Source organism: Desulfitobacterium chlororespirans DSM 11544 (assembly GCF_900143285.1).
Classification (GTDB): domain Bacteria; phylum Bacillota; class Desulfitobacteriia; order Desulfitobacteriales; family Desulfitobacteriaceae; genus Desulfitobacterium; species Desulfitobacterium chlororespirans.
Genome location: NZ_FRDN01000012.1, coordinates 23,502 through 36,318 on the forward strand (window position 1 = coordinate 23,502; position 12,817 = coordinate 36,318).

Annotated in this window: 9 protein-coding genes; 8 read left to right on the forward strand and 1 reads right to left on the reverse strand. The window is 46.3% G+C overall.

Annotated elements, in window-relative coordinates; translation table 11 throughout:
- Window positions 1-2 precede the first annotated feature (2 nt).
- The 5 genes from BUA14_RS18385 (at window position 3) to BUA14_RS18405 (ending at window position 6,689) form a co-directional block, all read left to right on the forward strand.
- Window positions 3-1,346: a DVU_1553 family AMP-dependent CoA ligase gene (locus BUA14_RS18385; protein WP_072773925.1), complete on the forward strand. Its 1,344-nt coding sequence runs from the start codon at window positions 3-5 to the stop codon at window positions 1,344-1,346.
- Entirely contained in the window at window positions 1,343-2,512 is a 1,170-nt protein-coding gene (locus BUA14_RS18390) for a DVU_1551 family NTP transferase (RefSeq protein WP_072773926.1), read from the forward strand. Before BUA14_RS18385 ends, BUA14_RS18390 begins: the two co-directional genes overlap by 4 nt.
- Entirely contained in the window at window positions 2,505-3,737 is a 1,233-nt protein-coding gene (locus tag BUA14_RS18395) for an XdhC family protein (RefSeq protein WP_072773927.1), read from the forward strand. The genes BUA14_RS18390 and BUA14_RS18395 overlap by 8 nt, the downstream gene beginning before the upstream one ends.
- Complete coding sequence (gene cobC / locus BUA14_RS18400; RefSeq protein ID WP_072773928.1) at window positions 3,734-4,327, forward strand: alpha-ribazole phosphatase; 594 nt, start codon at window positions 3,734-3,736, stop codon at window positions 4,325-4,327. Before BUA14_RS18395 ends, cobC begins: the two co-directional genes overlap by 4 nt.
- 325 nt (window positions 4,328-4,652) lie before the next feature.
- Window positions 4,653-6,689 (forward strand): methyl-accepting chemotaxis protein, encoded by a 2,037-nt coding sequence (locus tag BUA14_RS18405; RefSeq protein ID WP_072773929.1) that lies wholly within the window; start codon window positions 4,653-4,655, stop codon window positions 6,687-6,689.
- Window positions 6,690-6,844: 155 nt separating this feature from the next.
- Here the strand turns inward: BUA14_RS18405 and BUA14_RS18410 are convergent, their stop codons facing one another.
- Window positions 6,845-8,401, reverse strand: coding sequence for an ABC-F family ATP-binding cassette domain-containing protein (locus tag BUA14_RS18410; protein ID WP_072773930.1), 1,557 nt, complete (start codon window positions 8,399-8,401; stop codon window positions 6,845-6,847).
- A 146-nt stretch (window positions 8,402-8,547) separates the two neighbouring features.
- On the opposite strand from BUA14_RS18410, the gene BUA14_RS18415 reads away from it, so the two are divergent.
- The 3 genes from BUA14_RS18415 to BUA14_RS18425 all read left to right on the forward strand — a co-directional run bounded on the left by BUA14_RS18415 (window position 8,548) and on the right by BUA14_RS18425 (window position 12,232).
- Window positions 8,548-8,865 (forward strand): hypothetical protein, encoded by a 318-nt coding sequence (locus BUA14_RS18415; RefSeq protein ID WP_072773931.1) that lies wholly within the window; start codon window positions 8,548-8,550, stop codon window positions 8,863-8,865.
- 209 nt (window positions 8,866-9,074) lie between these two features.
- Complete coding sequence (locus tag BUA14_RS18420; protein WP_072773932.1) at window positions 9,075-9,887, forward strand: DUF169 domain-containing protein; 813 nt, start codon at window positions 9,075-9,077, stop codon at window positions 9,885-9,887.
- A gap of 608 nt (window positions 9,888-10,495) precedes the next feature.
- Window positions 10,496-12,232 (forward strand): sigma-54 interaction domain-containing protein, encoded by a 1,737-nt coding sequence (locus BUA14_RS18425; protein ID WP_242954687.1) that lies wholly within the window; start codon window positions 10,496-10,498, stop codon window positions 12,230-12,232.
- Window positions 12,233-12,817 lie beyond the last annotated feature (585 nt).

Below are 12,817 nucleotides of genomic sequence, written 5' to 3' on the forward strand. Positions count from 1 at the left end.
CCGTGGTGCCGGAGAAAACCCCTCTGGAAGCCTGGATTGCCCGGAAGGTTATGGGCAGCAGTTCGGAGATGCTTACCACAAAAAAGCTGAGAGATTATCAGTTGAACAAACTGGGGGAGACCTTAGACTATGTAAGGGCAAAAAGCTCTTTCTACCGGAGGCACTTGACAAGGCATGGGGCCAAGGCTGATTGCCCCTTGGTTCAGCTTGAGGATATAGGGGCGCTGCCTTTTACTACCGCTGCTGATCTGCGCCGATTCGGACAGGAGATGCTCTGTGTTAAAGCAAGCGATATTCACCGGATTGTCACTCTCCAAACCTCTGGAACCACAGGGCCCCCGAAAAGAGTATTCTTCACCGAAGAGGATCAGGAATTGACTCTTGATTTTTTTCACCAAGGCATGCTGACCATGGTTAAGCCCGGGGATCGGGTACTGATCCTTCTGCCGGGAAAAGTGCCGGGCAGTGTGGGTGAGCTTTTGCAGCGGGGGCTGGCCCGTGCCGGAGCCGAGGGGTTTGTTCATGGACCGGTCAGCAGTCCCCAGGCCGCTCTGGAACAAATGAGCCGGGACAAAGTGAATGTGCTGGTAGGCATACCCACCCAAGTCCTGACTTTAGCCAGAGTGCAGAAAAAGGCTCAGGTTCCGCTCTCGCCTTTGCACAGTGTTTTGCTGACTACGGATCATGTTCCCCGCAGCATCGTCAGGGAATTGGTTAAAGTCTGGGGATGCCGGGTTTTTAATCACTATGGCATGACGGAAATGGGCCTGGGCGGCGGCGTTGATTGCCAGGGGTTGAGTGGTTACCATTTGCGGGAGGCCGATCTCTACTTTGAGATCATCGATCCCTTGACAGGCCGGCCGGTTCGGGCAGGAGAATTGGGTGAAATTGTTTTTACCACATTGACTCGCACAGGGATGCCCCTGATCCGTTATCGGACCGGAGACTATTCCCGCTTCATAGTTGAAGCCTGTCCTTGCGGGACTGTTCTGCGCAGTTTAGAGCGGGTAGGTTCCAGGGATCGAATGGATCTCGGTGCCGGTAAACTGTTAAGTATGGCTGATTTGGATGAAGTGATCTTCCCTTGGGACGGGGTGCTTGATTTTTCGGCAAGGATGGCTGAGGAGTATGGAAAAATGGTACTAACCTTTGAGATTCTTATGAACGGCCCCAATCCGGAAAGGATAGAGCAAACTATCCGTCAAGAGTTTGAAACACATCCGGCGTTTCAAGCTCTTTTGGAGGAGGGGCAGCTCCAAGTGAACCTAAACTTTAATGTTGATACCGCCGCCTACGGCGGTGGCAATGGAACAGGGAAAAGGATGATTTGTGACCAAAGGGGATGAATGGCATAGGAGCAACAACATACAGCGAATCCCAAAAATTTCATATTGCCGCCGTCATTTTGGCAGCCGGCTTTTCCTCCCGGATGAAAAGTTTTAAACCCCTCCTGCCCCTGGGTTCAGCCAGTGTCATAGAAACAGCGATCCAATCATTCCAGAAGGCGGGCTTCATGGATATTCGGGTTGTTCTCGGGCATAAAGCCGGGGAGCTTTTGCCGATATGTGATTCATTGGGTGTTCAGCCTATCTTGAATGAAGAGTATGCTGAAGGCATGTTTTCCTCGGTCAAGGCCGGAGTGAAGAGCTTAGGTCGGGAAGTGGACGGATTTTTTCTCTTGCCCGCTGATAATCCCCTCATCCAGGCGGACACCTTACAGAGGCTATATGAAGGGTTCAACCTGGGGCCGGGAGGTATCGTTTATCCGGTCTGCCAGGGAAAAAGAGGTCATCCTCCTTTGATTTCCCGATCCTATAGAAACAGCATTCTCAGCTGGAGAGGTGAAGGCGGACTTAGAGCCCTTCTGGAACATTACCAGTCTGATGCCCTTGAGGTGGGCACGGAGGATCAAGGAGTGCTGCTGGATATGGATACCCCTGAGGACTACAGGACCCTGTTAAAGCATTATGGCTGTGCCCCTACTCCCACAGAATTCGAGTGTTATGAATTGCTTCAAGGGAACAACACCCCGGACCAGGTCATCAAACACTGCGAAACGGTGGCCCGTTTAAGTGTTTTTTTGGGCGAGCAATTAGGCGAAGCAGGGCTGCATTTAAATCGGGAATTATTAAGAACCTCTGCTTTATTGCATGATATAGCCAGGCTTAAACCTAATCATCCCCAAGAAGGAGCCAAACTTACTGCTGCCTACCCGGAGGTTTCCGCTATTATTGCCGCTCATATGGACTGTCCCTGGGAGCCTTCCCAACCGCTGACCGAGCAAGAAATCGTCTATCTGGCGGATAAACTGGTGGCCAAGGAACGGATTGTTTCACTCCAGGAGCGATTTAAGGGGAGTGTGGAACGGCATGAAAATGAACCGGAAGTTCTTGAACATGTCTATCGGCGCCTTGGTCAGGCCTATAGAATCCATAGCCGTGTCGAAGAAATCCTGGGAGAATCTGTCCAAACCTTAATCAATTCAAATCTGGGGAGTGATGTTCATGGATAAAGAGATTAAAATGGGGTTGCAGCATGCTCTTGAAGAAAAACTGGAGGCAGCTTTGATTACCGTCACCAAAGTGTTGGGATCCGCCCCCAGAAAACCGGGAGCACAAATGCTGGTTTTGGCAGATGGAACCACTACAGGGACCATTGGCGGCGGCTGCGGTGAGGCTGATGCCAGGCAGGCAGCCCTTCAAGTTCTGGCCGCGGGAAAGCCAAGGAAGCATTGTTTGAATATGACGGCGGACATTGCCGAGGATGAAGGTATGGTTTGTGGCGGTATTATGGAATTATTTATTGATTACCTGGGCCGGCACAATGGGGCGGAACAGCTGAATCTCCTGGAAAACTATGTGCTTTCCTTCCATCACGGCGAAACTCCTGTCTTGATTACCCTAACGGAGTCCAAACAGGAGAAGGTCGGTCAAAAGCTTGTCATTCAAAAAAATGGTCAGGTTACAGGGGATTTAGGCTTACCCATACTGAACCGGATAGCCCTTGAGGAGGTTTGGGCGGGAAGGGGTCATGGCCATTTTGCCGTGCTCAATCTGGACGAGAGGTTCAATCCCTGTGACACAACCACTGAAGTCGCCTACCAGATGCTTCTTGAGCCACCGGTCTCAGAAACGAAGCTGGTAATTTTAGGAGCTGGACATATTGGCCTGCCTTTGGCCGGTATGGGAAAAATGCTGGGTTATGAGGTGACCGTCGTGGATGACCGGCCCTCCTTTGCCAATTCCGGCCGGTTTCGAACGGCTGACCGGGTGATCTGCAATGATTTTGAAAAAGCTTTAGCAGACCTGGTCATCGACTCCCAGACCTATGTGGTTATCGTAACCCGGGGTCATCGTCATGATAAGGTTTGTTTGAAAACGGTAATTCATCAACCGGCAGGCTATATCGGGATGATTGGCAGCCGCCGCAGAGTGAAGGCGATGTTGGCCGAATTGCAGGAAGAAGGGATTCCGGCCGCAGCCTTAGAGAAATTGTACTCCCCCATCGGCTTGAAGATCGGCGCGGAAACTCCTGAAGAAATTGCCGTCTGCATTCTGGGTGAGATCATCAAGGTTCAGAGGGAGCATAAGGACAGGGTAAAACAGCAAGACGGTGTAAGGCAGCAAGATATTGTAAAGCAACAAGACAGTAGCAGGCAACAAGATAATGTAAAACTGCAGGAAGAACCGGCAGCCAGTGTTAGGAACAATGAAGAACCCCAGAAAATGCTCGTATGAAAAAAGTGTATCTTGCACGCCATGGTGATATCGGATTGGGCAGGAATAAACGGTATATAGGGATTCAGGATCTTCCCCTGAGTGCCGAAGGCAGGGAGCAGGCCTTTTCCTTAAAAAAGCGCCTGCGGGAGGTTCCTTTGGACAGGATCTATTGCAGTGCTTTAAGCCGCTCCCGGGAGACTGCCGCGATCATAGCCGAAGCCCATTCTTTATCCTTGACCGTGCTTCCCGAGCTGTATGAGATCGAGATGGGAGAATGGGAGGGAAAGCTTTTCAGCGAGATACGGGAGCGGTTTCCGGCAGAATACCGGCAGCGAGGTGAGGATGTTGTCCATCACCGTCCTCCCGGAGGGGAAAGTTTCCTCCAGTGCTCCCGGCGCATTATCCCCCTATTCGAAAGCATTGTCCGCTCTGATGCGGAAACCAGTCTTATTACCGGGCACGCCGGGGTCAACCGGGTGATTTTATGCCATGCCCTGGGATTGCCCCTTCAGGAACTCTTTAGTTTTAAACAGAGTTATGGATGCTTGATTCTTTTGAACCAGAATCATCGAGGGCAGTGGGAAGTGAAGTATATTATCTCAGAATGAAACTATTTATGCCTATTTAAGAGCATATATGAGGGCCGTGGAAATCTTATGATTTGCTGCGGCTCTTTGCTGTTTCTTCGGTAAAAGAAACCGCTAAGGTCAGGTCAATTTATGTCGATTTTTGTACTATTTTTCTTGAAATATATCTTATTTTTAAGTAAAATTAAGATAATACATATTGAAAGCTCCGATTTGCAAGAAGGTTAGCCAAATTTCGGTAGGATAGGATGTGAATAAAGAAACAATCTGTTGTAGGGTTTTTACGGCAGATTATTTTATAGAGGTTGATTTAAATATATAAAAGTTTATGAAGGAGACGAACGAGATGAAGCTGAAGAAAATCAAATATAAGCTGCTGCTGGTGTTTATGCCGATCTTTTTGCTGTCTTTTATTGCGCTTTCGGTAATCAGTTATTATTTGTCAAGCAGTGCCCTGTCCAAAAGCGTTGAGGAGACCGGTATGGCTGTGGGAAGGGAGTATGCGGCAAGGGTAGCGGGTTACATAGAACAGGCTGTCATTCAGCAGGAAGCTTTTGCGGCGGAAATAATTTATATGGGTGCCCTTGAGGATCAGCAGCAGCTGGTAAAAACGCTGGAATGGGGTAAATCAAGAAGCAAGGTGCTGGAAAGCGCTGTTTTTATTGCTCCTTCCGGCGCTGCGGTCCGCTCCGATGGAACGACGGTTGAATTGGGGGACCGGGACTACTTTAAAAAAGTTCTGGAAACGAAGAGCCCGGTGGTCTCAGAGCTGGTTACTTCAAGAACTACGGGGAAAACAGCCTTTAATGTTGCTGTTCCTGTCATGGACGGTGATCAGGTTTTGGGCGTACTGACAGGGTCTTTCGCCATGGAAAAATTGGGCGGACTGATGAAGGATTTGAAGTTTCTGTCTACCGGCTATGGCCTGATTGTGGATGGTTCGGGCCTTGTGATTGCTTTTCCCCAAGCGGAGGAAGTCGTGGGAAAATTGGATTTCTCCAAAGAAGATATCGATGAGTCCCTTAAGACAAAGGAAGCTAAGTTGGACAAAAAACTGATGGAATTATTCAGCCAAAGCACGCAGGAGAAGGAACAGCTTGTCGGGAGATACACTTCCATTCGGGGTGTTGAAGTGATTGGCACCTTTACGCCGATTACCTTGGCCGGAGACCGTCAGTGGAATGTTTTGATTGCTGCGCCTGTGACGGAGGAGTATGAGCCCATAAGCAATCTGGCCAGGTCCATGGTCGTGACGTCTTTCCTGTGCATCCTTATTTCCATCGCCGTTACAGTTATATTCAGCGGCAGGATGAGCAGGGTTTTCATTCGCTTAAGGGATGAATGCCTGGTCATGGCCGAGGGGGACTTCCGTCAGCGGGATGAGGAAGCTGAAGCATACGACGAGGTAGGGCAGGCTTCGGCAGGATTAGTGAAGATGCGGTCCAATGTCAGGGCGCTGATAGCAAAAGCCATGGCCGGCATTGAACAGGTGGCCGCTTCCAGCCAGGAGTTGACGGCGGTATCAGAACAATCGGCCAGCGCCGCCGATCAAGTGGCCCAATCCGTGGGTGAGATTGCCTGCGGTGCAGAAACTCAGGCCGTCGCTATCAAGCATTTGGAAGAAGAATCCCAACGGATCATCGAGGGTCTGGAAAAAATAGATAGCTCTACCGCAAATGTGGAGAGGCTGTCCCTGGATGCCAGGCAGAGCGCCGATCATGGCCTGCTTAAAGTGGAGGAAGCTATTGACCAGATGCAGAAAGTGGGTCAAGGGTCCGCAGAAATGCAGGAGACCGTCACTAAACTGCAGAACGGATTTGGGGAGATCTCGCAAATTGTGGATATCATTACTGCTATTGCCGAGCAAACCAATTTGCTGGCCTTAAATGCCGCCATAGAGGCGGCCCGTGCCGGAGAACATGGACGGGGCTTTGCCGTGGTGTCTGAGGAAGTGCGCAAGTTGGCGGAAGAATCCCGGACGGCGGCGGACCGGATCAGATTGCTGGTGAAGGACAATCAGGAAAATGTTGAAATGACCGTTCAGGTTTCCCATGAAAGTGCAGAAAGCATTGACCTGGGGATTAGCCACGTTTTTTCGACCGGAGAAAGCTTTAAAGGGATCAAGACGTCTATCGAAAACCTGTCCCAAGACATTGGTCAGGTGTCGGCAGCCGTTGATCATTTGACGGAGATTGGCAGAAGCTTCTACGGACAGTTGGATAAGATTAATGAAATGAGCGAGAGAACTTCAGGTGAGACTCAGAATGTCTCCGCCGCAACGGAAGAACAGTTGGCGGCCATGCAGGAAGTTGCCAACTACAGCCAAAGACTTTCAGAAATGGCGGGCAATCTGCAGAAGGTTATAGGAGAATTCAAAATATAAATGCCCGGAACCCCAAAAACGAACATTGCAGGCAGCCCCCGGATGTAGGAAAATAACTCATCCGGGGGCTGTGTCATGAGCAGAAGGTTGCACAGGTTCTTTTCCTCAGCCCGGTTCTTTTCTTTAACGGCTGCCCGCAATTGGGCAATATCGCTTTAGACAATTTTCGTGGTCCATTGCTCCAAATTCCAAATATCGCTGACCCAATCGCTGTAGAAGTCAGGATCATGGGATACTAAAAGAACCGTTCCCTTGAACTCCCGAATAGCCTTTTTCAATTCATCCTTGGCATCCACATCGAGATGGTTGGTGGGCTCGTCCAGGACGAGGAAATTGATGTCTTTGAGCATGAGCTTGCAAAGGCGTACTTTGGCGCTTTCGCCGCCGCTCAGGACCATCATTTTATTGGAGATATGCTCATTGGTCAGCCCGCACTTGGCCAGGGCTTGACGGACTTCATAATTGGTCAGTCCGGGAAACTCCTGCCAGATCTCCTCGATAGGGGTATTGGTGTTGCCGCGGTTGGATTCCTGTTCGAAATAACCGGGGTAAAGATAATCCCCTAAGATGACTTCGCCGCTAAGGGAGGGAATGATCCCCAGCAAGGTTTTCAGCAGGGTGGTCTTACCCAGACCATTGACTCCGCGGATGGCCACTTTTTGTCCTCTTTCCAGGTGCAGACTGAGGGGGCGGGTTAAAGGCTCATTATAACCAAGAACCAAATCCTTGGCTTCAAAGATGACCCGGCCAGGACTTCTGGCCTCCTTAAACCGGAATTGGGGCTTGATTTTCTCTTTGGGTTTTTCCAGAATCTCCATTCTATCCAGCTGTTTCTGACGACTTTTCGCCCGGCCGGTGGTGGAAATGCGGGCTTTGTTGCGGGCGATAAAATCTTCCAGGCGGTCCACTTCTTTTTGTTGTTTTTCATAAGCCTTCAGCTCTTGCTCTTTTTTGATGTGATAGAGCTGCATAAATTGCTCGTAGTTCCCGGTATAACGGGTTAAGTCGGCATTTTCCACATGATAGATCACATTGACCACATCGTTGAGAAAGGGGATATCATGGGATACCAGGATAAAGGCGTTCTCGTAATCCTTCAAATAATTGCTTAACCAAATGATATGTTCAGCATCTAAATAGTTGGTGGGCTCGTCCAGTATTAATATAGTAGGTTTTTGCAGTAGAAGCTTGGTCAGCAGAACTTTTGTCCTTTGACCGCCGCTCAAATCGGTGACATCTTTATCCAGACCGATTTCACCGAGGCCTAAGCCGTTGGCCACTTCTTCCACTTTGGCATCGATCATATAGAAACCATTGCTCTCCAGAATGGTCTGAATTTCCCCGACATCCTCCATCATTTTGTTCATCTGCGCTTCCGTAGCCTCAGCCATGCGGTTGTAGAGCTCCAGCATCTCAGCTTCCAGCTCGAACATCTTCTGAAAGGCTTCCCGGAGAACATCGCGAATGGATTTACCTTGGGTCAACACAGTATGTTGATCCAGGTAGCCTACGGACACCCGGTTGGACCATTCCACCTTCCCTTCATCGGGAATGAGTTTGCCGGTGATAATATCGAGAAAGGTTGATTTCCCTTCTCCGTTGGCCCCCACTAAACCCACATGTTCACCTTTGAGGAGACGGAAGGTTGTATTTTCCAGAATTTTACGACCACCGAAGCCGTGATTTACATTTTCAACATTTAATATGCTCATGATAAAACTCCCTTTACTTTCATACTTATCTATCTTAAAAAAAGCTTATAGAGTTGTCAAAGGATATTTATAAGCGGACAGGTTTTGGAGTGTTATAGATGGGGTTAAAAGGACATAGGGATGAGTAGAGGGGGAGTGGGAGTGGTATGCTCATTTGGAGTTTAATGCTGGTCTGTTTGCTTAATATTCCTTTTGGATATTGGCGGGAAAATGTCCGGAAGCTTTCCCTGCCTTGGTTTATGGCCATTCATCTGCCGGTGCCGTTTGCCGCCCTGCTGAGACATTATTTGGAATTACCCGGGGTAACACTCCTGGCTTTTCTGGCGGCTTATTTCCTAGGACAATATCTGGGCAGCAGATTATCCAGGGCGTTGCAGCCCTATGGAAAAGTCAGCTCATCCCTGATTCATGACTTAGTCCGCCGCTCCTGGATTATAATCATTGGCAGACAAATAGGAAGATAACCTTGTGCAGGAAGAGTGACCTGCATTTTTTTATGGGCAAATCCGCATAATAGCACGCTATACAGAACAGGTCATTAGTGGCCATCAGCAGTTTGATTATTTATAAAAAATGCAGGAGAAAATTTATATTTTTCATTGGTATGAAAATTGCATATTTATATTGAAGGGTATGATGTTCACAAGAGTTGCTTTTTTAAGGAGGAGACGAAATGAACCGAAAAACAGTTATAGTGGCTGAGATGGATTACGCGGGTGCCCAGGAGGTGTTGGAACGATTACTAAGGCTGGATTATCATCCCGTCGCGCTAAAGTTTTTTAAAACTCAGGAGGAAGCGAATCATTATAGGGTGGAAAAGAAGATGGCAGCCAAAGTTACGTTTTGTCAGTATACGGCCGCTTCCCGTATGGCAAATTACGTGCTGAAGGGTACAAAGGATAATCTCTTATGCGAGAACTGCTTGATTTCATTTGGCTATAACGAGCCCACGGAAGAAGATATTATGGCGCATAGGTTATTTGTTATCGATCCGGAGAAAGCAAAGAGGATTGTTGCCAGCAAACCGAGCTTGCCCTTCGGTGAAATTCATTCCTTTATGACGGCTCCCCTGGCAAAAACACCGGTTGATCCGGACATTGTCTTGTTTGTATGTAACCCTTTCCAAGCCTATCATATTCTCAATGATTATGTCGGTGCCTTTGATGTACATCCCTTACAGTTCAACCACACATTGAATTCCGCTGTATGCGGCGGAGCAGTATGGAGTTACTTGAATCATAAGCCTAATATGAATACCATGTGTGCTGGCAGCTATACTTCGGGTAAAACTGAAAAGGGTGAGGTTAATGTCTTTATACCGGGGGACCAGATTATTAATTTAACCAAACAATTGGTTGCGCGCACAGAGTATTCAGGCGGCGCTTCTTTGCTTAGTGCTGGGAATGAGTGGCCTGGCCTCGATGTCTGCAAGAAATGTCCTATGGTCCGTATCAAGGATAACGATGATGTAAATAAGACATCGTAAATGAAATCGGTAAGAAAAGAATGTTTATATGATTTAAATCAATCCTTAGGCTGCTGACCTGCCACTTCATACCAGTTTAATGTGTTTTTAGAAAAGATATACTATTTAAAAATGTGATGTTTGTTTATTCGAAGCAAATGGTAGTTATGTTATACTAGACTTGTCAACAAAACCCACATTTTAGTTCATTTAAAGTAAACGGATATCTGTAAAGGTATCTTTTCAGAAAATGAACAAAAAGGACCTTAGATCGCTCCAAGTTCATGACAAAGAATTAAATGCTGATCATATATTCAGTTATGTTTTCTCTTCATTTCATTTAGCATAAATGCGCTCAAGCGATATTTTTCCTTTTACCGAACTTTTTCTTCTACAGCAGCGTGCATCTTGGCGTTCATTCGTTCCAGGATATTCGCTACTTTTCCAAAACATCGCTCGGAGGCGCACCAGTTTTGGGCCGCTGAGCCGTATGGTGTGCTTTTTCAGTATACCAAAGTTTGGCGGTTACGGCCGATTCGCCAGTATCGCCTCAAGATTAGCACCATTAGTAAGCCTGATTTAAGAATCTTTAATTGGTTATGAATATTGAACTGAGGAGCTGATGACAGATGTTAGCGCAGGATATGATAGATATTCCCTTGAACTCCTTGCCGGTTTTAAAGCTTCTTCCCGGTGAATATATTTTAACGACTAATTGTGAAACATTATACTACGATGAAAATGCCTTGGTTACCGATGAAAAAGGTTCCCTTCTGGGAAAAATACTATTGGCTTTGTTAGACAAAGATATCCCAATTCGTGAATTGCGTTCACAGATTGAACCGTGTAAAGAGACTATCCTGAAAGATGCCAGTGCCCTTGATTTGATTGAAAACTTCAATGGTCATAAAAACAAAAATAAGATTGTCTATGTAACTGACAAGGATAATAGATTAATTGGTGCTATATCCTGCAACAGCAGGGTTATGGACATGCTGTTTAAAATGAAAGATTTTGTTTTTTTTCCCAGCATATTTGATGCCTTGCATGAAGCTGTCTTGATCATCGATCACAGCGGTACCATCGTTTACATCAATCATGCTTATAACAGCATAGTGGGGGCTTCGGGAGCAAAACTTATAGGCCGAAAGATGGAAGAGGTTGAACCTACCTCTTTATGCTTAAAAGTGTTGATGGGCCATCCCCCTGTGATTAATAAAATGTATACGATTCAATCCCTCCAGGTGGAAGTGCTGGCTAATATTACTCCTTTCTATGTTAACGGGAAAATACAAGGGGTTATTAACATCTTTAGAAATATTCACGAGACTATAAGTTTAGGCAGTGAATTGGAAAAGATGCGTGATGCGGCAACCACCCTGCATAATCATTTTAATGGCAGCAAAGCTTTGCCCCAGGCTTTTAATGATATCATAGGAAAAAACAAATATTTTCGGCAGGCTTTGGTTTTGGCCGCCCATGTCTGCACTACTGACGCAACCGTCATGATCCGGGGGGATAGTGGCACTGGAAAGGAAGTCGTGGCGGAAGCCATACAAAAATGCAGTTCGAGAAAAGATGGCCCTTTTATCAAGGTGAATTGTGCATCCATTCCGGAAAATCTGCTGGAAAGTGAACTTTTTGGATACGAGGAAGGAGCCTTTACCGGTGCTAAAAAAGGCGGAAAAAGAGGGAAGTTCGAATTTGCGCATAAGGGAACACTTTTTTTGGATGAAGTGGGAGACATGAGTCTGACCATGCAAGCTAAACTCTTGCGTGTATTGCAGGAAAAAGAAATAGAAAGGATAGGCGGCAGTCAATCCATAAAAGTGGATGTAAGACTGATTTCGGCTACGAACAGAGATTTAGAAACCATGGTGATGAATAAAGAATTTCGGGATGACTTGTATTATCGGCTCAATGTTATTCCCATCTTTTTACCCCCTTTAGTAAGACGTAAGGACGATATTCCCTTGTTAGTGGAGCATTTTCTGAAGATCTACAGTAAAGAGCACGATAAAGGTGATTTGTTCATTTCATCAGAAGTGATGAATATGCTGATTTCCCACAATTGGCCTGGCAACATCCGGGAATTGAAGAATGTGATCGAGCATGCAGTGATATTATCGGAAGGGGGGATGATCAAAACAAAGGATCTGCCAATACTCTTCAAGAAAAACAATGATAGTATAGCCCCGCCAATAGGGAATGGGGAAGCAATACCCGAACAGGTGGAATTGCTGGAAAAGCAAATCATCACCAAGGCCTTAAAAAACTATGAAAATAAGAGCGATGCTATTAAAGCTCTGGGCATTAGCCGCAGAACCTTTTATGCAAAGCTGAAAAAATATAATATATATGAATAAGTAAAATAGATGGAATTTTCGAGATATTAAAATTAAGCAGGCAATCAAGCTCATGTTGATGGATAATCATGGGCTTGAGGAGGAGGCATTCAGTCAGCTCATGTTGAGCTGACTGAATGCCCCTTTTTTTATTCCCAACCCTTGTTATAACTGAGCTTAATCCTTACAGCTGGCTATAAAGTAAACAATCAATCCTGTAATTGTATAACTTATATATAACAATTACCCTTAAAATTTATAAATTAACCAACTAAACTATGGGATTGATCTGATTTAAAAATAATTAGATTGCAAGGGTAATAGTAAACTACTCTCAGTATTAACAGATTATAGTGCAAAGATATGAAGAATTCTAGTCTGTAAAAATTAATATTGAATTGTTGGCATAGTAATTGCTTGTTTTAAATGGTGCATAAAAAAGGGGAGCAACGATAAGGCGGTATAAGCCTGGGTTTGTTTAGCTGAGATAGCTTGGCGATGAAAAATAGGTTCACTTTTTAAAATTCAGCTATGTATGGATTATATGGGGATAGGGGGGATAATGTGGAGATTAACACACTTACTGGATGTCAGATTTCCCGGAAA

Bases quoted from the DNA above. Each gene is read 5' to 3' on its own strand.
- BUA14_RS18390 (WP_072773926.1), top strand. From the start codon at position 1,343: ATGAATGGCATAGGAGCAACAACATACAGCGAATCCCAAAAATTTCAT.
- BUA14_RS18405 (WP_072773929.1), top strand. From the start codon at position 4,653: ATGAAGCTGAAGAAAATCAAATATAAGCTGCTGCTGGTGTTTATGCCG.
- BUA14_RS18425 (WP_242954687.1), top strand. From the start codon at position 10,496: ATGTTAGCGCAGGATATGATAGATATTCCCTTGAACTCCTTGCCGGTT.
- BUA14_RS18415 (WP_072773931.1), top strand. From the start codon at position 8,548: ATGCTCATTTGGAGTTTAATGCTGGTCTGTTTGCTTAATATTCCTTTT.
- BUA14_RS18410 (WP_072773930.1), bottom strand. From the start codon at position 8,401: ATGAGCATATTAAATGTTGAAAATGTAAATCACGGCTTCGGTGGTCGT.
- cobC (WP_072773928.1), top strand. From the start codon at position 3,734: ATGAAAAAAGTGTATCTTGCACGCCATGGTGATATCGGATTGGGCAGG.
- BUA14_RS18395 (WP_072773927.1), top strand. From the start codon at position 2,505: ATGGATAAAGAGATTAAAATGGGGTTGCAGCATGCTCTTGAAGAAAAA.
- BUA14_RS18420 (WP_072773932.1), top strand. From the start codon at position 9,075: ATGAACCGAAAAACAGTTATAGTGGCTGAGATGGATTACGCGGGTGCC.